The 22134-nt window shown below is 69.9% G+C and carries 21 protein-coding genes; 12 read left to right on the top strand and 9 right to left on the bottom strand.

Annotated elements, in window-relative coordinates; translation table 11 throughout:
• Window positions 1-94: 94 nt before the first annotated feature.
• The 9 genes from ACFFQA_RS21985 to ACFFQA_RS21945 all read left to right on the top strand — a co-directional run bounded on the left by ACFFQA_RS21985 (window position 95) and on the right by ACFFQA_RS21945 (window position 10380).
• Window positions 95-604 (top strand): NUDIX hydrolase, encoded by a 510-nt coding sequence (locus ACFFQA_RS21985; protein ID WP_377855205.1) that lies wholly within the window; start codon window positions 95-97, stop codon window positions 602-604.
• Entirely contained in the window at window positions 601-2772 is a 2172-nt protein-coding gene (locus ACFFQA_RS21980; RefSeq protein ID WP_377855202.1) for a DUF6049 family protein, read from the top strand. Before ACFFQA_RS21985 ends, ACFFQA_RS21980 begins: the two co-directional genes overlap by 4 nt.
• Window positions 2772-4436 (top strand): murein biosynthesis integral membrane protein MurJ, encoded by a 1665-nt coding sequence (gene murJ / locus ACFFQA_RS21975; RefSeq protein ID WP_377855199.1) that lies wholly within the window; start codon window positions 2772-2774, stop codon window positions 4434-4436. Before ACFFQA_RS21980 ends, murJ begins: the two co-directional genes overlap by 1 nt.
• A gap of 98 nt (window positions 4437-4534) precedes the next feature.
• A complete protein-coding gene (locus tag ACFFQA_RS21970; protein ID WP_377855196.1) occupies window positions 4535-6106 on the top strand; it encodes a protein kinase family protein in 1572 nt (523 codons plus the stop codon).
• A gap of 50 nt (window positions 6107-6156) precedes the next feature.
• The gene (gene sigM / locus ACFFQA_RS21965) at window positions 6157-6774 is read left to right on the top strand and encodes an RNA polymerase sigma factor SigM (protein ID WP_377855193.1); all 618 of its coding nucleotides are present in this window, start codon (window positions 6157-6159) and stop codon (window positions 6772-6774) included.
• The gene (locus ACFFQA_RS21960) at window positions 6771-7586 is read left to right on the top strand and encodes an RsmA family anti-sigma factor (RefSeq protein ID WP_377855190.1); all 816 of its coding nucleotides are present in this window, start codon (window positions 6771-6773) and stop codon (window positions 7584-7586) included. Before sigM ends, ACFFQA_RS21960 begins: the two co-directional genes overlap by 4 nt.
• 103 nt (window positions 7587-7689) lie before the next feature.
• Window positions 7690-8652 (top strand): thioredoxin-disulfide reductase, encoded by a 963-nt coding sequence (trxB, locus tag ACFFQA_RS21955; protein WP_377855187.1) that lies wholly within the window; start codon window positions 7690-7692, stop codon window positions 8650-8652.
• Between the two features lie 32 nt (window positions 8653-8684).
• Window positions 8685-9008, top strand: coding sequence for a thioredoxin (trxA, locus tag ACFFQA_RS21950; protein ID WP_377855184.1), 324 nt, complete (start codon window positions 8685-8687; stop codon window positions 9006-9008).
• Window positions 9009-9225: 217 nt separating this feature from the next.
• The gene (locus ACFFQA_RS21945) at window positions 9226-10380 is read left to right on the top strand and encodes an N-acetylmuramoyl-L-alanine amidase (protein ID WP_377855181.1); all 1155 of its coding nucleotides are present in this window, start codon (window positions 9226-9228) and stop codon (window positions 10378-10380) included.
• Window positions 10381-10431: 51 nt separating this feature from the next.
• Here ACFFQA_RS21945 and ACFFQA_RS21940 read toward each other — a convergent pair whose 3' ends face one another.
• The gene (locus ACFFQA_RS21940; RefSeq protein WP_377855179.1) at window positions 10432-11067 is read right to left on the bottom strand and encodes a GNAT family N-acetyltransferase; all 636 of its coding nucleotides are present in this window, start codon (window positions 11065-11067) and stop codon (window positions 10432-10434) included.
• 172 nt (window positions 11068-11239) lie between these two features.
• Here ACFFQA_RS21940 and ACFFQA_RS21935 point away from each other — a divergent pair, with 172 nt between their 5' ends.
• Both ACFFQA_RS21935 and ACFFQA_RS21930 read left to right on the top strand, forming a co-directional pair.
• Window positions 11240-12586 carry an aminotransferase-like domain-containing protein gene (locus tag ACFFQA_RS21935; RefSeq protein WP_377855176.1) on the top strand — a complete coding sequence of 449 codons (1347 nt, stop codon included), beginning with the start codon at window positions 11240-11242 and terminating at the stop codon, window positions 12584-12586.
• A 112-nt stretch (window positions 12587-12698) separates the two neighbouring features.
• On the top strand, window positions 12699-13646 hold the full coding sequence (locus ACFFQA_RS21930; protein ID WP_377855173.1) for a D-alanine--D-alanine ligase family protein: 948 nt from the start codon (window positions 12699-12701) through the stop codon (window positions 13644-13646).
• Between the two features lie 89 nt (window positions 13647-13735).
• Here ACFFQA_RS21930 and ACFFQA_RS21925 read toward each other — a convergent pair whose 3' ends face one another.
• From ACFFQA_RS21925 to rpmH, 8 genes are all read right to left on the bottom strand, one after another.
• Window positions 13736-14713, bottom strand: a complete 978-nt coding sequence (locus tag ACFFQA_RS21925) for a ParB/RepB/Spo0J family partition protein (RefSeq protein WP_377855170.1) — start codon at window positions 14711-14713, stop codon at window positions 13736-13738.
• Window positions 14710-15606 carry a ParA family protein gene (locus ACFFQA_RS21920; protein WP_377855167.1) on the bottom strand — a complete coding sequence of 299 codons (897 nt, stop codon included), beginning with the start codon at window positions 15604-15606 and terminating at the stop codon, window positions 14710-14712. The genes ACFFQA_RS21925 and ACFFQA_RS21920 overlap by 4 nt, the downstream gene beginning before the upstream one ends.
• A gap of 137 nt (window positions 15607-15743) precedes the next feature.
• Entirely contained in the window at window positions 15744-16457 is a 714-nt protein-coding gene (gene rsmG, locus ACFFQA_RS21915) for a 16S rRNA (guanine(527)-N(7))-methyltransferase RsmG (RefSeq protein ID WP_377855164.1), read from the bottom strand.
• 445 nt (window positions 16458-16902) lie between these two features.
• Window positions 16903-17445 carry a Jag family protein gene (locus ACFFQA_RS21910; RefSeq protein ID WP_377855161.1) on the bottom strand — a complete coding sequence of 181 codons (543 nt, stop codon included), beginning with the start codon at window positions 17443-17445 and terminating at the stop codon, window positions 16903-16905.
• Between the two features lie 27 nt (window positions 17446-17472).
• Entirely contained in the window at window positions 17473-18516 is a 1044-nt protein-coding gene (gene yidC, locus ACFFQA_RS21905) for a membrane protein insertase YidC (protein ID WP_377855158.1), read from the bottom strand.
• Window positions 18517-18520: 4 nt separating this feature from the next.
• Complete coding sequence (yidD, locus tag ACFFQA_RS21900) at window positions 18521-18847, bottom strand: membrane protein insertion efficiency factor YidD (protein ID WP_377855155.1); 327 nt, start codon at window positions 18845-18847, stop codon at window positions 18521-18523.
• Window positions 18844-19257 carry a ribonuclease P protein component gene (rnpA, locus tag ACFFQA_RS21895; protein ID WP_377855152.1) on the bottom strand — a complete coding sequence of 138 codons (414 nt, stop codon included), beginning with the start codon at window positions 19255-19257 and terminating at the stop codon, window positions 18844-18846. The genes yidD and rnpA overlap by 4 nt, the downstream gene beginning before the upstream one ends.
• 14 nt (window positions 19258-19271) lie before the next feature.
• Window positions 19272-19409 carry a 50S ribosomal protein L34 gene (rpmH, locus tag ACFFQA_RS21890; RefSeq protein ID WP_030427886.1) on the bottom strand — a complete coding sequence of 46 codons (138 nt, stop codon included), beginning with the start codon at window positions 19407-19409 and terminating at the stop codon, window positions 19272-19274.
• Window positions 19410-19944: 535 nt separating this feature from the next.
• Here rpmH and dnaA point away from each other — a divergent pair.
• Window positions 19945-21492 (top strand): chromosomal replication initiator protein DnaA, encoded by a 1548-nt coding sequence (dnaA, locus tag ACFFQA_RS21885; protein WP_377855149.1) that lies wholly within the window; start codon window positions 19945-19947, stop codon window positions 21490-21492.
• Window positions 21493-22134: the final 642 nt, after the last annotated feature.

The raw sequence follows: 22134 nt of genomic DNA, 5'->3' as shown, positions 1-22134 counted from the left end.
GCTGGTCCGGACACGAGAAGCGAGCATATGGCAGTGGCCGAGCTCGCCTCGCGGCTCGTCATGACCAGCTCGACCCGCCACTACCATCGCCGGTATGCCATCTTCTTCCGGCCGTTCCGGCGGTACCAAGCCGGGACGGCGGAACCGAAGATCCCGGAGACGGTCCCTGCGCACCGTTGACGAGGTCTCGGCGGGCGGGCTCGTGCTCGACGGGCAACGCGCGAACGCCGCGCTCATCGGCAGACTCGACCGCAGGGGCAGACTGCTGTGGTCGTTGCCGAAGGGCCACATCGAGGTGGGGGAGACGGCCGAGCAGGCCGCCGTGCGCGAGGTCTCCGAGGAGACCGGCATCCGGGGCAGGATCCTGATGCCGATCGGCACGATCGACTACTGGTTCGTCGCCGACGACCGGCGAGTGCACAAGACCGTGCACCACTTCCTGATGGAGGCGGTGGGCGGAGAGCTTTCTGACGAGGACGTGGAGGTCACCGAGGTGGCGTGGGTGCCGCTGGGTGAGCTGGACGCACAGCTCGCGTACGTCGACGAGCGCCGACTGGTGCGCCGGGCGGCCGAGCTGCTGAGCGATGGCCAGGAGTCGGCGTGAAACGCCTGTTCGCAGCCCTGGGAGTGGCTGCCTTCCTACTCACGTCGGCGCCGTTCGCGCACGCGCAGCGGACGACCGACGCCGGCGCGGACGCGCCCAAGCACGGACGGCTCGACCTCGACGCGCTGACGCCGCGCGTGGTCACCGCGAACACCCCGACGATCAAGGTCACCGGCAGGCTGACCAACATCAGCGACCGCAGGGTCAGCCGGATCGAGGGCAGGCTCCAGGTCGGCCAGCTGCTGGCCTCCGACGAGAAGGCCCAGGCGGCGCTGACCGGAACGATCGCCACCGACCAGGCGTCGCGCTGGACCAGGGTCTCCGACGGGCTCGACCCCGGGCAGAGCGCGCGGGTGGAGTTCGAGGTGGCGCTGGAGGCGCTGCGGATCACCGCGCCGGGCGTGTACCCGATGCTGGTCAACCTCAACGGCGTCCCGGAGTACGGCGGCCAGACCCGGATCGCCGAGAGCCGGATGCTGCTGCCCGTGCTCGGCACGCCGGGAGGAGCGGTCGCGCAGCCGCCGTCGCCCGCGACGATCACCATGATCTGGCCGATCCTGGACCGGCCGCACATGCTGCCGGTCACCCGCGCCGACAAGCGCAGGGTGCTGCGGGACGACGAGCTGGCCAAGGCGCTCCCGCCGGGCGGCAGACTGTCCAACCTGGTCGAGGCCGTCGAGGAGGCGGCGCCCAGGTACTCCCCGATCGGCAGCACGCTGTGCTTCGCCATCGACCCCGACCTGATCGACACCGTGCAGGCGATGACGGAGCCGTACGCCGTCCGCAGCGGTGAGCACCAGGTCGAACGCCCGCCGCTGCCCGCGGCGCGGCAGTGGCTGGACCGGCTCAAGGACGTGGTGCAGGGCCGCTGCGTGCTCACGCTGCCCTTCGCCGACGTCGACCTGGTCGCGCTGTCCAGGGCCGGGCTCACGGACCTGGAGAAGCTGGCCAGGGAGAAGGACGCGATCGTCACCCAGGCGCTGAGCGCCGTGCCGCTGCAGCACGTGGCGTGGCCTGCCGACGGTGTACTGGACACCAGGGCGCTCGCCGACCTCGACGAGACCGTCGTGGTGATGGACCAGCGCGGGCTGCAGCAGAACCCCCCCGCCCAGCAGCCGGTCCGGGTCACCGCCGCCAAGGAGGGCGTGCAGACCGGGCCGAGCGTGCTGATCGCCGACCCCGTGGTGAACACCGCGTTCGACCGGGCGGGCCAGAGCGGCTCCCTGCGCATGCAGAACGCGCTGGCCGCGATCGCCTACCGGGCCGGGGTCGTCGGCAAGACCGGTGGCAGTGTGCTGGTCACCCCGCCGAGGCGGTGGACGGAGTCGACCGAGGAGCTCTCCGAGCTGCTGCGCGCGACCGCCCAGCTGATCGACGGCGAGCGCCTGGCGAAGCCGAAGCGGCTGACCGACCTCGCCGCCGTGTTCAACCCCGGCCGCACGGTGCCGCTGAACTACCCGCAGCAGGCCAGCGCGGACGAGATCTCGCCCGAACTCACCGGCAAGGTGCTCGACGCCCGCAACACCGTGCGGGACATGTTGAACTACATGGACGAGGACGCGGCGCGGAAGATCCGGCCCAGCGAGCTGACCGACCCGCTCCAGCTCGGCCTGCTCCGCGCGATGTCCTCGGCGTGGCGCAACGACCCCATCGGCGGGCAGGTGGCGAACACCGAGGTCATGGACCAGGTCGCCGCGCTGACCGGCGGGGTCGACCTGGTCGAGCCGCCGAGCGCGTACGCGCTGGCCTCCTCGTCGAGCCCGCTGCCGCTGACGCTGCTCAACCGGTTGCCGGTCACGGTGAAGGTGCGGCTGAACTTCTCCGACACCCCGGGCCTGCGCACCGAGTCGGTCGAGGAGACCCTGGCCCCGGGCGGGGGCCGCCAGGTCAAGGTCAAGGCCGAGGTCAGCCGGTCCGGGCAGTTCACCGTCGACGCGTGGCTGACGACGCCGACCCAGCCGAAGGGCCTGCCGCTCGGCCACGCGAAGCGGCTGACGCTGCGCTCGACCGCGTACGGGAACATCACCCTGGGCATCACGCTCACGGCCGGTGCCCTGATGGTCGGGATGATGGGCATGCGCGTGTACAAGCGGCTGCGCTATGGCCCGACCGCGAAGAAGCCGGTCGAGGACATGAACGAGCGAGTCTCGCAAGCGGAAGGCACCTGATGACCGCCAGTACGGCAGGCGCGAACGGCGCGGCCCCGATCCCGGCCGTCGCCAAGCCCGAGCCCTCGCTGGCCAAGGCCAGCGGTTCGATGGCGATCGCCACCCTGGTCAGCCGGATCACCGGGTTCGGTTCGCGCGCCCTGCTCCTGTGGATCATCGGCTCCGGCGTCATCACCGACTCCTACAACGCGGCGCTGACCGTCCCGCTGCAGATCTACGAGCTGCTGCTCGGCGGCGTGCTCACCAGCGTCCTGGTCCCGCTGCTGGTGCGGGCGCAGAAGGACGACGCGGACGGCGGCCTGGCGTACACGCAGCGACTGCTGACCATGGGCCCGGTGCTGGCGGCCGGGGCGACCGTCGTTGCCGTCGCCTGCGCCCCGCTGCTCACCAAGATCTACGTCGACGGTTCGACCAACAAGGCGAACCCGGAGCTGGCGACCGCGTTCGCCTACCTGCTGCTGCCGGAGATCGTGTTCTTCGCGATCGGCGCGCTGTTCATGGCCGTGCTCAACGCGCGGGGGGTCTTCGGCCCGACCGCGTGGGCGCCGGTGATGAACAACGTGGTCGTCGTGGTCACCCTCGGTGTCTACGCGCTGCTGCCGGGGGAGCTGACCCTCAACCCGGTGCGGATGACCGACGCGCACCTGCTCGTGCTGGGCGCGGGCACCACACTCGGGATCGCGGTGCAGGCGTTCGTGATGCTCCCGGCGATGCGCCGGGTAGGTGTGCGGTTCCGCTGGCGCTGGGGCTGGGACAAGCGGCTGACCGAGTTCGCCGGGTTGGCGGGCTGGACCTCGCTGTACGCGATCTTCGGCATCGTCGGCATCGTCGTGAACACCCGGGTGGCCACCGCCGCCGCGAACGGCTCGCTGACCCAGTACAGCCTCGCGTGGCAGCTGTTCCAGCTGCCGTACGGCATCCTCGGCGTCTCGCTGCTGACGGCGATCATGCCGAGGATGAGCCGCAACGCCGCGGACGGCAACATCAAGGCGGTCGTCGGCGACCTCGGCCTCGGCACCCGGCTGATGGCGCTGATGCTGGTCCCGGTCAGCGGCGCACTCACCGTCATCGGCAGCGACATCGGCGTCTCGATCTTCAACCTCGGCAAGACCTCCTACGACCAGGCGTACAACCTGGGCACCACGCTCGCGGTGTCCGCGTTCGGCCTGCTGCCGTACGCCGTGAACCTGCTGCAGATGCGGGTGTTCCAGGCGATGAAGGACGCACGCACCCCCGCGCTGATCATGCTGATGATGATGGCGTTCAAGATCCCGGCGATCCTGCTGTGCCCGAAGCTGCTCGCCCCGGAGGACGTCGTACTCGGCCTCGCCACGATCAACTCGTTCACCTTCGTCGTCGGCTGGGTGATCGGCGACATCTGGCTGCGGATCCGGCTCGGCAGGCTGGAGACGGGCAAGACGTTGCGGAGCGTGGCGCTCGCGGTGTTCGCGACGGTGATCGGTGGCTCGATCATGTTCAGCGCCTCGGTGCTCGTCGACTGGATCGTTCCGGTCGGGATCTCCAACTACTGGTACTCCGTGGTGTCGCTTGTCACAGCCGGTCCGCTCGGCCTCCTCGCCACCTTCGCAGTCCTTGCGGCGCTGGACATCGAGGAGCTCCGCCCTGCGCTCAACCGGATCGGCCGAATCGTTCGCCGCAAGTGAGCGGCGCTTTTCCCGTACCCTGAGTAACGAACGAGCGGGCCGCGCACGCTGGGGCGACGGCCGTCCTTGACGGCGCGCGGCAAGAGGGAGAGTGCGGGGTGACTGGCACGCCGTCCGAGCACAAGGCACCGCGTCGGGAGGCGGCCGGGGCGCTGATACCCGGTGCCGCGATCGCTGGCGGCAGGTACCGGTTGCTCACGCGTATCGGCGCCGACAACCGGGTTCCCGCGCAGTTCTGGCGGGGCAGGGACAACTCCCTCGGCCGGGACGTCGCGCTGACCCTGCTCGTCGGCGACCCCCGCAACCCCGAGAGCGCCTCGCGGGCCCGCCGCACCCTGGAACGCTCGATGCACCAGGCGGGCTTCACGCACTCCGGCGTCGCCCGGGTGATCGACGTGCTGTGGCAGGGCAACGGCCTCGACCCGGCCGAGGGCATCTACGGCATCGTGGTCGCGGAGTGGACCCAGGGCACCGACCTGATCGACCTGGTGGCCGAGGGACCGCTGCCGGCGGGCACGGCGTCGAAGCTGCTCGAACCGCTGGCCGCCGCGGTCGAGGCCGCGCACCACGTCGGTCTCGTGCTCGGCACCGACCACCCGCTGCGGCTCCGCGTCACCGCCGAGGGCAAGCTCCGGCTGGCCTTCCCGGGTCCGCACCCGGAAGCCGACGCCCGCCAGGACGTCCGCGGCCTAGGCGCCGCGCTGTACCTGCTGCTCACCGGCAGATGGGCGCTGCACGACGGCACCAACAACCTGCCGTCGGCCCCGACCGGTCCGGACGGCACGGTGGTCTCGCCGCGGACGCTGCGGCCCACGCTGCCGCACGAGATCTCCACGGTCGCCGTGCGCAGCCTCGTGGACACGAGCATCGGCGGTCTGCGCACCGGCGCGGCGATCCTCCGTGTGCTGGAGCAGACCGCGGCCGACGAGGCCGAGGCCGCCGCCATCAAGGCGGAGGAGGAGCGTCTGGCCGCCGAGCAGCTGGACTCCGCCGACGACATCGCCAAGAACAAGCGCGGTCGCAGGCGCAAGCTGGCGCTGAGCTTCACCGCGCTGGCCGTGGCCACGGTCGGCGTGTTCACCTGGCTGACCTTCCAGGTGATCGGCCTGTTCCAGCAGCAGCCCAGCCACTCCGGGCCGACGGTGGCGTTCACCCCGTCCGCGACCCCGACCCCGGGCCAGCAGTCCGGGGCCAACCCGCCTGCGCCCGCGAACAACCCGCCCAAGGCGGGCGAGCCGGTGCCAGTGGCCTCGGTGAGCGTCTACAACGTCTCCGGCGAGCCGGACAACGTCAACAGGATCAAGCGGGTGATCGACGGCGACCCGCGGTCGAGCTGGAAGACCATGACCTACCGGCAGCCGTTCCCCACGCCCAAGCCGGGCGTCGGCGTGATGGTGACCTTCGACGAGGCCGTGAAGCTGGCCAAGGTCGTTGTGGACTCGCCGAGCGACGGCACCACGGTCGAGGTGCGCAGCGCGACCTCGGACGACGCCGCCCTGGAGAACACCAAGGTCATCGGTTCCGGGACGCTCGCATCCGGCGACACCGAGATCCAGCTGAACCCGGACGGCGCCACCAAGTACGTGCTGCTCTGGATCACCGGCCTGGCCGGCAGCGAGGGACGCAACGTCTCCGAGCTCTCCGAGCTGACCTTCCTCCGCGCCCAGTAGCTCACCGGCGGGGTGAACGGCGTTTCACGTGGAACGTTATCCTTCGCCGCGTGACAGCCGCTGCCAGTTCGGACGGTGCTCTCATAGCGGCACACGCCGCGGGCGATCCCCATGCGTTCACCGAGTTGGTGCGCAGGCATCGGGATCGGTTGTGGGCGGTAGCCCTGCGCACCCTCCGCGATCCCGAGGAGGCGGCCGACGCGCTCCAGGAGGCATTCATCTCAGCCTTCCGGGCCGCCGGGTCCTTCCGAGCCGAATCCCAGGTGACCACCTGGCTGCACCGGATCGTGGTGAACGCCTGCCTCGACCGGATCCGCCGCCGCCAGGCAAGACCGACCGTGCCGTTGCCGGAGACCGGACCGGGGGAACCCGCGGTCACCAGGGATGCCATGGCCGACCGCGAGACAGCCCTCGCCGTGCAGTCGGCGTTGTCGGAACTGCCGGCCGAACAGCGCGCGGCGATCGTGCTCGTCGACGTCGAGGGCTACTCCGTCGCCGAGACCGCGAAGATCCTGGGCATCGCGGAGGGCACGGTCAAGAGCAGATGCGCCCGAGGCCGGGGGAAACTGGCCAAAGTACTAGGACACCTGCGGAACCCCGATGCGGGTGTCAACGTCCCACATGATGCTGGGGCCAGGCAGGCACGGCGCCCAAAGGAGGGACGATGACCGGCAACGAGTGGCGTTCACGGACGCCAGAGGGACCGCCGTGGTCCCTTGATCTCTTGGCCGATCTCCACGCGGGCGCGCTCGACACCTCGGTCGAGGCCGAGCTACGACCCCGCGTCGAGGCCGACCCCGATGCCAAGGCCGTGCTCGCGGCGCTCGACGCGACCATGACGGACCTCGGGTCGCTGCCGCCGGTGACCATGCCGCCGGAGGTCGCCGCCCGCATCGAGGCGGCCATCCAGCAGGAAGTCCGCGTCGCGATGGCGAACGTCGGCCTCCAGGTGCCCGCTGGCGACGCCCCGCCCGCGCAGCCGAGCGGCCAGGTGGTCTCGCTGGACGCGGCCCGCCGCAAGCGCAGGCAACGGATCGGCTGGGGCGCCGGCGTGCTGGTCGCCGCCGCGGCCGTCTTCGGCGTCGCCATGGTCGCGCTGCCGAACAACGTGACCGTCGGCACCCCGCAGGCCGGGCAGAGTCCCGGCAACGGCGCGAGTCCCACAACGCCGGGGTCTGGGGACGGGCCCCTGGCGTTGAAGGACTCGGACCTCGGGGCGCTCCCGCCCGGTGTCGGCGGGTCGACGGACTACGGCCCGCTGGCCGACAGGACGAAGCTCACGGCCTGTCTGCAGGCCAACGGCTACCCGCCAACCACAACGCCGCTCGCGGGACGTCAGGTCACGCTGGAGGGCAAGCCGGGCGTGCTGCTGGTCCTGGGGGATCCGGCCCAGGTGGGTCGGCTTCGGCTGCTCGTCGTGGGGCCGAGCTGCTCCGCGAGCAACCCGGACAAGATCGCTGAGAAGACCGTCGGCAGGTGAGTTCGCCGCCGTTCACTGTGACGTGAACGGTGGCGGGAACAGCCACACCTAGGATCGCGTTGAGCCCGAGTACCGGGAGATCAGCCAGACGCGGAGGCCCTAGGTGAGTGCAGACGTCCGAAACCTGATCATCGTGGGTTCCGGCCCGGCCGGATACACCGCGGCCGTCTACGCGGCACGCGCCCAGCTGGACCCGCTGGTGTTCGAAGGCAGCCAGTTCGGCGGTGCGCTGATGACCACCACCGAGGTGGAGAACTACCCCGGCTTCCGCGACGGCATCATGGGTCCTGACCTGATGGAGCAGATGCGCGCCCAAGCCGGGCGCTTCGGCGCCGAGCTGCGGGCGGAGGACGTCGAGGAGATCGACTTGGCCGGCGAGGTCAAGACGGTCGTGGCCAACGGCGTGCGCCACCAGGCCCGCGCGATCATCCTCGCGATGGGCGCGGCCGCCCGCTACCTGCACGTTCCCGGCGAGCAGGCGCTGCTCGGCCGCGGTGTGTCGGCGTGCGCGACCTGTGACGGCTTCTTCTTCCGCGACCAGGACATCGCCGTCGTCGGCGGCGGTGACTCGGCGATGGAGGAGGCCACCTTCCTGACCCGCTTCGCCCGCTCGGTGACGATCATCCACCGGCGGGAGGAGTTCCGCGCCTCGCGGATCATGCTGGAGCGCGCGCGGGCCAACGAGAAGATCAAGTGGCTGACCAACGCCGCGGTCACCGAGGTGATCGGCGAGTCCAGCGTGACCGGCGTGCGGACCACCGACACCGTGACCGGTGAGGAGTCCCTGCTGCCGGTGACCGGCCTGTTCGTGGCGATCGGGCACGACCCGCGCAGCGAGCTGGTCCGCGGCCAGGTGGACACCGACGCCGACGGCTACGTCGACGTGCGGCACCCCAGCACCGCCACCAAGATCGACGGCGTCTTCGCCTGCGGTGACCTCGTCGACCACACCTACCGCCAGGCCATCACGGCCGCGGGCTCCGGCTGCTCGGCCGCGATCGACGCCGAGCGCTGGCTCGCCGAGCACACCCACGCCGAGGAAGCAGTCCCCGCGGCCGCGAACTGACCAGACCGCGCAGCGATTACACAGGAGAGAACATGGCGAACACCGTGACCGTGACCGAGGCGAGCTTCGCCAACGACGTCCTGAACAGCGACAAGCCGGTGCTGGTGGACTTCTGGGCCACCTGGTGCGGGCCGTGCAAGATGGTCGCGCCGGTGCTGGAGGAGATCGCCGCCGAGAAGTCGGACCAGCTCACCATCGCCAAGCTGGACATCGACGCCAACGCGGGTATCGCCCGGGACTACCAGATCATGTCCGTGCCCACGCTGATCCTGTTCAAGGGCGGCCAGCCGGTGCAGACCATCGTCGGTGCCAAGCCGAAGGCCGCGCTGCTCAAGGAGATCGCCGACCACATCTGATCGACCGTCCGATCGACGACGGTCGCCGCGAAACGTGACACCCGTGCAACCCCGGCCCACCGAGATCCGTCTTAGACGGTGGGCCGGGGTTCGCCTGTTGTGGGCACTCGGCCACTCCCTGTAGCCCGAAGTAGGACGCTCCGGGCAGCAGGGCACAATAGGACTTTCACGATCCGCGCCACGATTTTTCGGCGCCCGAATTCCAAGCGAGGGGTGCATGCTGCTGCTCCGCCGCGGTGACGATGGTCCAGCCGTTGCCGAGATCCGAGCCACCCTCGTCGCACTGAAGCTGCTGCCCCCCGCTCACGGCTCCGGTCGCCCCGACGTCTTCGACGGCGCCGTCGAGCACGCGGTCCGCACCTTCCAGCAGCAGCGCGGTCTGATCACCGACGGCATCGTCGGCCCCGCGACCTACCGCAGCCTCTGCGACGCTCGCTGGCGCCTCGGTGACCGTAACCTGGCCTATCTGGTGTCGAACCCCATGTGCGGCGACGACGTCTACACGCTCCAGGAGAAAATGCTGGAGCTCGGCTACAACGCCGGCCGTGCCGACGGTGTCTTCGGCAGCCAGACCGAGCACGCGCTGCGCAACTTCCAGCGCGACTACGGCTTGGTCGTGGACGGCATGTGCGGTCCCGGCACGCTGCGCGCGCTGCGCCAGCTCTCCCCGCGTGCCAGGGGCGGTCGCCAGGTCTTCCTGCGCGAGCAGGAGAACCTGCGCAACTCCGGCCCCCGCCTCAGTGGCAAGCGCATCGTCATCGACCCGGGCCACGGCGGCCAGGACCGCGGTGTGTTCGTCGCGGGTGTCGCCGAGGCCGACCTGGTCTGGGACCTCGCCCGCAGGCTTGAGGGCCGCATGGTCGCCACCGGGATGGAAGCGCTGCTCTCCCGTGGCGAGCAGGTGTGCCCCGCCGAGGCCGACCGCGCCCAGTTCGCCAACAAGGCGGGCGCGGACCTGTTCCTGTCGCTGCACACCGACGCCAACCGCTCGCCGCTGGCCGAGGGGCTCTCGACCTACCACTTCGGCACGGGGCAGGGGACCACGTCGTCCACGGTGGGGGAGGCGCTCGCCGGCTTCATCCAGCGCGAGGTCGCCACGCGCACCGGCCTGCTCGACGGGCGCACGCACCCCAAGACGTGGGAGACGCTGCGGCTGACCCGCTGCCCGGCGGTGCGCGTCGAGGTGGGCTACCTGACCAACGAGGCCGACCGCCGTCGCCTGCTCGACCCGGCGTTCCGCGACATCGTGGCCGAGGGCATCCTCGTCGCGGTGAAGCGGCTGTACCTGCTCGGTGAGAACGACCAGCCCACCGGCACGTTCACCTTCAAGGATCTGCTGCAGTACGAGCTGGCCAAGGCCGACTCGGCCTGACGACCACGAAGAAGCCCCCGGCCTTGAGGCCGGGGGCTTCTTCGTGCGGTCTCAGCGCAGGCTGGACTCGGAGATCGTGGCGGTGCTGGTGATGCTGACCTCGCCGAGCAGCCGCTCAAGGGCGGCCTCGACGTCTTCCTTCCAGGTCAGGCCGGTGCGCAGCTCCAGGCGCAGCCGCGGCCAGCGCGGGTGCTGCCGAACCGTCTTGAACCCGACACTGACCAGGAAGTCCGCCGGGACGACGCAGCTGTCCTTGTCCTTCTCCTGGGCGCGGCCGAATGCCTCGATCGCCTTCACACCACGCCGGGTCAGGTCCTTGGCGACCGCCTGGATCAGCATCCGGCCGAGGCCGGTCCCCTCGAACTCGGGGAGCACCTTCAGCGAGGTGAGCATCACCGCGTCGGGGCTGACCGGGGCGGTGGGGAAGGCGGCGGCGCGCGGAACGGCGTTCGGCGGCGCGTAGAGCACGAAACCGGCGGGCACGTTGTCGCTGTAGACGATCCGGCCGCAGGAGCCCCACTCCAGCAGGACGCTGGAAACCCAGGCTTCCTTCTCCAGCTCGGTCTGGCCGAACTCCTCGGCCTGTTCCTTGATATGCGGGGCCAGCTCCCAGAACACACAGCCACGGCAGTGCCGAGGCAGATGGTCCAGGTTGTCCAGCGTGACGCTGTCGACGCGTCGCGACACCTGACCTCCCCGCAGAAGGACGTCACTCGCCAGAAGACGAGAACGGTTACCAGCATAGGCGCGCCAAGCCCACTGCCGAAAGTGACATAACCAGCATGGTGGGACCATCCGCACTGGCGTCTTTTTAGACTAGACCGACGTTGTCGGTGTGCATGGCCCCAGGGAGCGCCGCATGAACCTACCGGGACAGGGACCTGATCAGCAAAGCAACCCTCCGGTTGTGGCAGCTGCGGCAGGTCGCAGCCTCGACCCGCACGTTCGGCGCTACGCGGCGCGCACCGCCGGCATGACCGCGTCGGAGATCCGCGCACTGTTCGCCGTCGCCAGCAGGCCCGAGGTCGTCTCGCTCGCGGGCGGCATGCCCTACCTGGCCGCGCTGCCGATGGACTCGCTGGCCTCCGACGTCGCCGAGCTCATCACCACCGAGGGCCAGCAGGCCCTCCAGTACGGCTCCGCCCAGGGAATCCCGCAGCTGCGCGAGCAGATCTGCGAGGTCATGGCGCTGGAGGGCATCTCGGCGCACCCCGACGACGTCGTGGTCACCGTCGGCTCGCAGAGCGCGCTGGACATGGTCACCAGGATCTTCTGCGACCCGGGCGACGTGGTGCTCGCCGAGGCGCCGTCCTATGTGGGCGCGCTCGGCACGTTCACCGCCTACCAGGCCGAGGTCGTGCACGTCGAGGTCGACGACGATGGGCTGGTCCCGTCCGCGCTCAGCGCCGCTCTCGACGCCGTGCACGCGAGCGGCCGTCGGGTGAAGTTCCTCTACACCATCCCCAACTTCCACAACCCCGGCGGCGTGACCCTCTCCGTGGAGCGCCGCCCGGAGATCCTGCGGATCTGCGCCGAGCACGACGTGCTGGTCATCGAGGACAACCCGTACGGCCTGCTCGGCTTCGACGGGCAGACCTATCCGGCGCTGCGGGCGAGCGAGCCCGACAACGTGGTGTACCTGGGCTCGTTCTCCAAGACCTTCGCGCCGGGCCTGCGGGTGGGCTGGGCGCTGGCCCCGCACGCGGTGCGGGAGAAGCTGGTGCTCGCCGCCGAGTCCGCCACGCTGTGCCCGCCGACGATCACCCAGGCGGTGGTCGCGAAGTACCTGGCCAAGCACGACTGGAAGGGCCAGATCAAGGTCTACCAGCAGGCCTACCGCGAGCGGCGGGACGCGATGTTGACCGCGCTCGAACAGCACCTGCCCGCGGGGTGCACCTGGACCAGGCCGGACGGCGGCTTCTACGTGTGGCTGACCGTGCCGGAGGGCATCGACACCAAGGCGATGCTGCCGAGGGCGGTGACCCAGCGGGTCGCCTACGTGCCGGGTACCGCGTTCTACGGCGACGGTTTCGGCACCAGGCAGATGCGGCTGTCCTTCTGCTACCCGACGCCGGAGCGCATCCGGGAGGGTGTGCGCAGGTTGGCCACCGTGCTGGAGGGTGAGCTCGAACTGCTGCGCACCTTCGGCACTGTGACAACGCGGCAGGTGAGCGGCCCGCAGTCGCCCTCGCCGGACACGGCCTGAGCGAGGTTGTCCACAGTTGTCCACCGCCTGGGGCGGGTTGTCCACAGCTTCGGGTCGACCTGTCCACAGGCGGTGGACGTGTTTTCCACCGCGACAAGATCGAGGAGTACGAGTGTCGGATCGCTGGATCGCCGTGTTGTCCGGCGGGCTCTCGCACGAGCGCGAGGTCTCGCTGCGTTCGGGACGCAGGCTCTCAGCGGCGCTACGCGGCACCGGACTGGTCGTGGAGGAGTGGGACGCCGACGGCACGCTGCTGAGCCGTCTGCGGAGCTCTCGGCCCGACGCTGTGGTGGTCGCGCTGCACGGTGGTGAGGGTGAGAACGGCGCGGTGCAGTCCGTGCTGGAGCTGACCGGCGTTCCGTTCGTCGGCACGGACTCGAAGGCGTGCCGCAGGGCGTGGGACAAGCCGACCGCCAAAGCGGAGCTCGCCCGTGCCGGGCTGGCGACGCCGGACTGGGTGGTGCTGCCGCACAGCACCTTCCGGGTGCTCGGGGCACAGGCGGTGCTCGACTCATTGGTGGACCGGCTCGGGCTGCCGTTGATCCTCAAGCCGGACCAGGGTGGCTCCGCGCTGGGCGCGCGCGTGGTGCGGGAAGCCGCCGAGCTGCCCGCCGCGATGGTCGGGTGCCTGGCCTACGGGGACACCGTGATGGCCGAGCGCTATGTCGAAGGCGTCGAGGTCGCGGTGAGCGTCGTCGACGGCCCGGACGGCCCCGTCGCCCTGCCCGCGGTGGAGATCGTTCCGGAGAGCGGCCTGTACGACTACGCCGCGCGCTACACCGCCGGGCTGACGCACTACCACGCCCCGGCGCGGCTTTCCGAGGCCGAGGCGAAGGCGGTGGGGGAGCTGGCCGTCGCGGCGCACCGGCTGCTCGGCCTCCGCGACGTCTCGCGGACGGACGCGATCGTCACCGCCGACGGCACGGTTCACTTCCTCGAAGTGAACGTCTCGCCGGGACTGACCGAGACCTCACTGCTCCCCATGGCGGTGGAGGCGGCAGGGCTCTCGCTCGGCGAGGTCTTCGCCGGACTCGTCGAGAAGGCCGTCTCGCGCGGCTGAGAAACACCGAAGGGGCCTCCGGACGCTTCGCGCGTCCGGAGGCCCCTTTTTCGGTTTCGTCACCGTGACAAAACAGCCCGGTGTGACGCCTAGGACCCGTTCTGCGTCCGATTTGCCCCATTCGGCTGCATCATCGCGACGATGCGCTCCAGGTCGTCCACTGAGCCGAACTCGACCACGATCCGGCCCTTGCGCTTGCCGAGTTCGACCTTCACCCGAGTGTCGAAACTGTCCGACAGCCGCTCGGCGAGGTCCTGGAGACCCGGTGCGTGCATCGGCTTGCGGGGAGCGGGCTTGGGCTTGGCGGGCTGCTCGCTCTTGGCGAGGGTGACCGCCTCCTCGGTGGCCCGCACCGACATCCCCTCGGCGACGATCCTGGCCGCCAGCTCCTCCTGACCGCCGGAGTCCTCCAAGCCGAGCAGCGCACGCGCGTGTCCGGCGGAGAGCACCCCCGCGGCGACCCGCCGCTGCACGGGGAGGGGGAGCTTCAGCAGCCGGATCATGTTGGTGATGACCGGCCGGCTGCGGCCGATCCGCGAGGCGAGCTCCTCGTGGGTGACCTCGAACTCCTCCAGCAGCTGCTGGTAGGCGGCCGCCTCTTCGAGCGGGTTCAGCTGGACGCGGTGGATGTTCTCCAGCAGCGCGTCCCGGAGCATCGCGTCATCGGCTGTCTGCCGAACAATGGCCGGGATCTTGTCCAGCCCGGCCTGCTTCGAGGCCCGCAGCCGCCGCTCACCCATGACGAGCTCATAGGAGTTGCGGGACAGCTCGCGCACCACAATCGGCTGCATCAGGCCGAACTCGCGGATCGAGTGCTCCAGCTCGGCGAGCGCCTCGTCGTCGAAGACCTGGCGCGGCTGCTTCGCGTTGGTCTTGATCGACGAGATCGGCACCTCGCGGTAGACCGCGCCCGCGACCTGGCCGCCGTGCTCCTCGGCCTTGGCGCCGTCACGACTGGCCACGGCGACCGCACCGGTCGGCGCCGTGGCCGTGGCGGCTCCGGCCGGGGGACCGCTGGGAATCAGGGCGGCGAGCCCTCGTCCGAGGCCGCCTTTCCGTTCGCTCATGTCTGCTCCATCTGCGTGCCCCGGATGGCCAGCTCGCGCCCGGCGTCGAGGTAGCTCATCGCTCCACGTGAACCCGGATCGTAAGCGAGCACGGTCTGTCCGAAGCCCGGCGCCTCCGAGACCTTCACACTTCGGGGGATAACCGTTTTGAGGACGTGATCTCCGAAGTGCGCCCGGACCTCCGAGGTGACCTGGTCGGCCAGCTTGGTGCGCCCGTCGTACATCGTCAGCAGGATCGTGGAGACGTCCAGCGAGGGGTTCAGGTGTGCTTGGACGAGCTCGATGTTGCGCAGCAGCTGGCCGAGCCCCTCCAGCGCGTAGTACTCGCACTGGATCGGGATGAGCACCTCGCGCGCGGCCACGAGCGCGTTGACCGTGAGCAGGCCGAGCGAGGGCGGGCAGTCGATGAAGACGTAGTCCGGCCGGAGCTCGTCCAGCGCCTCGGGGGAGAGTGCCTCCTTGAGCCGCCCCTCGCGGTTGGGCATGGAAACGAGCTCGATCTCCGCGCCCGCCAGGTCGATCGTGGCCGGGACGCAGAACAGGTTGTCGGACTGGCTGCTGACTGCCGCCGCGTCGGACACGGAGATCTCACCGATCAACACCTCGTAGATGGACGGGGTGCCGGATCGGTGTTCGACGCCCAGTGCGGTGCTCGCGTTGCCCTGGGGGTCCAGGTCGATCACGAGCACCTTGAGGCCGTGGATGGCCAAGGCGGCGGCCAGGTTGACCGTGCTGGTCGTCTTGCCGACGCCGCCCTTCTGGTTGGCGACGGTCATGATGCGTCGCTGGCTGGGCTGGGGGAGCTGCTGGGCGTCGGGGTGGAGCACCTTGGTGGCCCGCGCGGCCTCCTCGGCGATCGGGGTCCACCCGGAGAACTGGTCGGAGGTCGTCACCGCGTGTTGCCCCTCTCCGGCATTCGGCGCGCTGTGCGCCCCGTACGAACCCACTGTTTCACGTGGAACATCCACCGCTCCGTCCTGCGACCGGGAGGCCCGCCTCCGTCGGCGACCCGTCGACTCCGGTGACACGCTCACCGTTCCTTCCTCCTGCGACGCCGCGCGTCGCGACCGCGTTCAACCTCGACCCGCTGCACGAGCACGACGGTCGTGGGCACCTCCAGCACCTCGCCGCCGCGGGCGACCACCTCGGCGACGCCACCACCCGCCGCCTTCACCGCCACGGCGTCCCGCTCGACCTCCTCGGCGGCACTGGCCCCCTTCAGCGCGACCAGCTGACCGCCGGTCCTCAGCAACGGCAGGCACCAGCCCGCGAGCTTGGCCAGGGGAGCGACCGCGCGGGCAGTCACCGCATCGGCGCCACCGAGATTCTGGCGCACCACCTTCTCCTCGGCCCGGCCGCGCACCACGGTGACCGAGGACAGGCCGAGCTCGTCCGCCACGTCCTCCAGCCAGCCGACGCGGCGCGCCATCGGCTCCAGCAGGGTCAGCCGGAGATCCGGGCGCGCGATGGCGAGCGGGATTCCCGGCAGGCCCGCACCCGAGCCAACATCGACCACGCGAGCGTTCTGCGGGAACAGGTCGCCGATCACTGCCGAGTTCATCAGGTGGCGGTCCCACAGCCGCTCGACCTCGCGGGGACCGATGAGGCCGAGCTCGACACCGCGCTGAGCCAGGAGCCCGTGGAACCGGACCGCCAGGTCCAGTCGAGACCCGAACACCTGATCCGCTCCGGGCGGGGGGCCGGTGGGTGTGGGCGCGGACGGACGCTGTTCGGTTTCGTTCATCTCTCTCCTGCTAGCGGTTGCGTTCCACGTGAAACATGGCCACTGCGCCACGGCAGCGCCGACGTGTTTCACGTGAAACGAGTATCGAGGGTCCGCCCGGGGCCACGTCCTCCGGCTCACCGTCCACGACCGGTGAGCCGCTTCATCGCGCCTCCGCGGTACTGGCGACCGGCGCCAGCGGCCACTCGGTCAAGCATCACGGGTTCGGAGCGAGAAGGGAAGCGGAGCGCGAGCGTGGGTGAACCTCGTTACGCGCCGCGCAGCGAGGGTGGCTTTCGCCCGATGCGGGATCCCCCGATTTCAAGGTTCCTCCGGTGTGGGTGAGGCGGTCAAGCCGAGGGGCCGTCCGTGCGGCGATTCCTTCACCAGTTCCTTCGTCCGGGGTTCCCGGAACACAGAAGGGCCCCGTGGTCGGTGACCACGGGGCCCTTCTTGGCGTTCTCCGTCAGGAGGTGCGGAACACCACCACGCGACGGTTGGGCTCCTCGCCCTCGCTCTCGCTGTGCACTCCGGAGACGCTGGCGACCGCGTCGTGCACGACCTTGCGCTCGAACGGCGTCATCGGCCGCATCCGGATCGACTTCTCGGTCTCCAGGACCTTCTCCGCCGTGGAGCGGCCGAGTTCGCTGAGCTCCTCGCGGCGCTTGGCGCGCCAGCCCGCCACGTCGAGCATGAGGCGGCTGCGGACCCCGGTCGACTGCTGCACCGCGAGGCGCGTCAGCTCCTGCAGCGCCTCCAGGCCCTCGCCGCGGCGACCGACCAGCTTCTCCAGGTCGTCACCGCCGTCGATGCTCACCACGGCACGGCCGGCCTCGACGTCGAGGTCGATGTCGCCGTCGTAGTCGAGCAGGTCGAGCAACCGCTCCAGGTAATCCCCGGCGACGTCGCCCTCGCGCACGAGCAGCGACTCGCCGCTCTCGGCCTCAGCGGCAGAACCGGTGGCGTCGGTCCGCACGTCCGCGTCCGCGGCCTGCAAGGTCTCCGACACGGTTTCTCCTCTCAACTGGCAGCCGCCTCAGCGGCGCTTGCGGCTCTGCTTCTTGCCGCGCGAACGGTCCTCGATGATCCCAGGGACGGTGCCCGGCTCGGCCTGGGCGGAGTCCTTCTTCGCGGGAGCAGAGCCGTTCGCTGCGGGCTTGGGCTTGTCGGCTGGCTTCTCGGTCCCGTCGACGCCACCGTCGACGACCTTCGCGGTGGTGTCCGCCGCGGGGCGCTTGCGCACCGGCTTCTGGCCCGGCTTCGGGGCGAGGTTCTGCCGCTTGGAGATCGCGGCCTGCTTCTTCTCCTCTTCCTCGCGGTCGATGCGGTGGTACACCACGTACTGCTGCATCAGCGTCCAGAGGTTGTTGCTCAGCCAGTAGAGCAGCATGCCCATGGGGAGGAAGAGACCGGCGACGAGCACGCCGAGCGGGAAGACGTAGAGAGCCAGCTTGTTCATGATCGCGGTCTGCTGGTTGGCGGCGGCGGGGTTCTGCCGCGCCACCGAGTGCCGCGAGGTGAGGTGCGTCAGGGCGCTCGCGACGATCATGATCGGGATCGTCACGAAGATCTGGGTGTTGCGGTCCGTGCCGTACTGGGCGAGCGTCTCCGCGGTCGCGGTCAGCGAGGAGGAGAAGTTCGCCCCGAACAGCTTGGCGGCGAGGTAGGACTTGACCTCGTCAGCACCGAAGAAGAAGTTCTCCGTCGCACCGGCCTTGAAGCCCTGGAGCACGTTGGTCAGACCGAAGAACACCGGGATCTGCACCAGCATCGGCAGGCAGCCGCCGAGCGGGTTGAAGCCGTGCTCGGCCTGGAGCTTCTGCATCTCCGTGGCCAGCCGCTGACGGTCGTTGCCGTACTTCTCGCGGAGCTTCTGCATCTGCGGAGCGAACTCCTGCATCTGCTTCATCGACCGCACGTACTTCACGAACGGCTTGAAGAGGATCGCCCGCAGGGTGAAGACCAGGAACATGATGGACAGGGCCCAGGCAAAGCCACTGGACGGCCCGAACAAAGCCCCGAAGACCTTGTGCCAGACCCACATGATGCCTGACACGGGGTAGTTGATGAAATCCAGCACGAAGTTACTCCTCGGCGGGGGTGTGGTGAACCCGCTCCTGGTCCGTGGACTCACTGCCACGTGACCCACGGCGCGGTGGAACGGGGTCCATGCCTCCAGGGTGCCAGGGGCCGCAGCGGAGCAACCGGCGAGCCGCGAGCCAGGAGCCCCTCAGCGCGCCGTGCACCGTGATCGCCTCGACGGCGTACGTGCTGCAGCTTGGGTAGAAGCGACAGGACGGGGGAAGCAGGGGAGAGATCCATCTGCGGTACCCGCGGATGGGCAGCAGCAGCACGCGACCGCCGAGACCTGGTCGGCCCGAGTCGGCCTCGGGTGGCTCGTGCTCGGTCATGACGACGGTCCGCGTGGTGTGCGGCCGAGCTTGCGCAAAGCCGCGTCGAGATCGGCGGCGAGCTCGGCGCTCGTGGCGTCGGCCGCGGGCGCGAGCGCGCGGACGACCAGCTGGGAACCCGCGGGCAGCTCCGCCAGCCGAGGCCCCAGCAGGTGCCGGAGCCTGCGGCTGACCCGGTGCCGCACGACGGAGTTGCCAACGGCCTTGCTCACGACAAAGCCCACTCGCGACGGGAGGGCCCCGTCTGGAGTGGGCTGAATCGCGTCAACCGATCCGGCCATGCTCACCTCCTGCTCGGGTGCGGGCACCAGGGCATGCACCACGAGCCGGGAGCGTCCGCTGCGACGTCCCCGGCGCATCACCAGTCCGAAGTCCTGGCGACGAGTCAGCCGGGAGACCGCAGGGAGCACGGCGGTACCGGCGGTCAGGCCGACAGCTCAGCGCGTCCCTTGCGGCGGCGAGCAGCCAGGATGGCGCGGCCGGCGCGGGTGCGCATACGCAGCCGGAACCCGTGGGTCTTGGCGCGACGACGGTTGTTGGGCTGGTAGGTGCGCTTGCTCACGGACGGATCTCCCGGTTGCTCTTTACAGGCAGGTCTATGGTCGTCCCACGCCTACCGAGGTAAGGAAGTTGTTGCTCCGCGAGGTGCTCCACCACGTGGTCCACGAGCGCAGCGCAACGCCCCCGCTGCGAGCGGGAGACCGTTCGAGGGTACGCACCGGCCATCCGCACATCAAATCCGGGGGCACCCGCCACCACCGAGCGACGGAGTGCACACGGTCGGTTGACTTCCCCGCCGCCGATCGCGGGCCCGCCCTTGTGACTCGCGGCCCACGTTGCTAGCGTGCCTGTCCGCGCTTCGGGACCAGGCTCCGCGAACCCTGTCGGACACCCACGGCAGACCCTCGGGCCGCATCGCCAACCGGGGTCCGTTCGGGCCAGCGGAGTACGCCGCCGTACCTTCATGCACAGTTGTGGATAATCCTGTGGACGCCCTTATCCTCGCCGACCCCGTGGTCGCGACTCGGGTTCGGGCAGGCGGGTGGATCCCGCCGGCCCGACGGGTCGCGTGCGAATGAGGGGAGGGGAGCCCGGCAGTGTCCGACAACCACGATCTGGGTCTCATCTGGGACCGGGTCGTCCAGGAGCTTTCCGCTGGCACTCTGACCAGGCAGCAGCGTGCGTGGATGCAGATCACCAGGCCGATCGGCCTGCTTGACGGCACCGCGCTGCTCGCAGCGCCGAGCGACTTCGCCAAGGACGCCATCGAGCGCAGCCTGCGCGGCCCGATCACCGCGGCCCTGTCCCGGCACCTCGGCGGAACCGTCTCGCTCGCGGTCAAGGTCGACACCGCGCAGCCGAGCGCGCCCGTGGTGAGCCCGCCGCCCGGGATCAACGCGGGCCCCGGCCTCCAGGTGCCGCCGGAGTCCGCCTCCGAGATCACCCGCCCGCTGCCCGTCATCACCGACGACGGCGAGGAGGAGGTCGACGAGGAGCGCGAGGCGCTGGCGACGGTCAACGAGATCTGGCCGACCTTCAACGGCCAGGCGCCCGAGGGCGGTCTGGCGGGCCAGCCGTTCACCGCGCCCCGGCACGGCCCGCCGAAGTCGCAGACCAAGCTCAACGAGAAGTACACCTTCGACACCTTCGTCATCGGCGCCTCCAACCGCTTCGCCCACGCGGCCGCGGTCGCGGTGGCCGAGGCGCCGGCGCGGGCGTACAACCCGCTGTTCGTCTGGGGCGAGTCCGGGCTGGGCAAGACCCACCTGCTGCACGCGGTCGGGCACTACGCCCAGCGCCTGTTCCCCGGGATGCGGGTGCGCTACGTCTCGACCGAGGAGTTCACCAACGACTTCATCAACTCCCTGCGCGACGACCGCAAGGTCGCCTTCCAGCGGCGCTACCGCGACGTCGACATCCTGCTCGTCGACGACATCCAGTTCCTGGAGGGCAAGGAAGGCACGCAGGAGGAGTTCTTCCACACCTTCAACACGCTGCACAACGCGAACAAGCAGATCGTGGTCTCCTCCGACCGGCCGCCCAAGCGGCTGGAGACGCTGGAGGACCGGCTGCGCACCCGCTTCGAGTGGGGTCTGATCACCGATGTCCAGCCGCCCGAGCTGGAGACCCGGATCGCGATCCTGCGCAAGAAGGCGGCCCAGGACCGGCTGAACGTGCCCGCCGAGGTGCTGGAGTTCATCGCGGCGCGGGTCGAGCGCAACATCCGCGAGCTCGAGGGCGCGCTGATCAGGGTGACGGCCTTCGCCTCGCTCAACCGGCAGCAGGTCGACACCCAGCTGGCCGAGATCGTGCTGCGCGACCTGATCCCGGACTCGCACGCACCGGAGATCACCGCGCCGACGATCATGGCGGTCACCGCGGAGTTCTTCACGCTGACCATCGACGACCTCTGTGGGCCCGGCAAGACCAAGGCACTGGCCGGGGCCAGGCAGATCGCCATGTACCTGTGCCGCGAGCTCACCGACCTGTCACTGCCGAAGATCGGGCAGACCTTCGGCGGCCGCGACCACACCACGGTCATGCACGCGGACAAGAAGATCCGCAAGGAGATGGCGGAGCGCCGTCGCACCTACGACCAGGTCCAGGAGCTGACCTCCCGGATCAAGCTGCGCGCCAGGGGCTGACCCCCGCGCGCGTCACCACCCCCGCACCGACCTCACGTCTCGACTGACGGTCCCACGCGTGCCGGGGTCGCCCCAGCTCGTCTCCGCACCCGCCGTCCGACCTTTATTCAGGCTGGGGAGCGCGCCACCGGGCATGGTCGAGACCGGCCTTCCGGCGTTCCGGCGGGGTGTGATCCCCTGTCTCCTGGCGACTGAAGCCGGGCCGACGCACGCCCTCGTCCCGTAACCCACACCCGGAGAAACCACCCGCCGACGCGCCTCGGCGACAGCCGTCCCTCAGTCAGGGGGCGGCTTTTTTATTGACCCTGTGGGCCGCCGAACGGTCCAACCACCCCAGAAAAGTTGCCGATTTTGTCCCCCATCCAGGGAGATCCGGGCCACGCTGGGCCTGTGCGGAACCTGGGTACAACCCCACCCACATCTGGGGAGCGATCTGTGGACAGCTGGGGACAGATGTGGATTGCGGTCGCCGCAAGAAGATCCATCCACACCCGGCCCGAGTTATCCACTGGTCCATGGCATGGACGATCCACATCAGAGAACCCGCTCGGAGCTGCGGAAACGGTGGCTGTCCACACAATCCACAGCCCCTATTACTGCTGTTGGTTTTCTTCTCGAAGAGAAAAACAAAGAAGAAACAGG

The organism is Allokutzneria oryzae, assembly GCF_042429765.1.
GTDB lineage: Bacteria > Actinomycetota > Actinomycetes > Mycobacteriales > Pseudonocardiaceae > Allokutzneria > Allokutzneria oryzae.
Note: the sequence above shows the minus strand (reverse complement) of the source record. Positions and strands in the feature narration are given on the sequence as shown.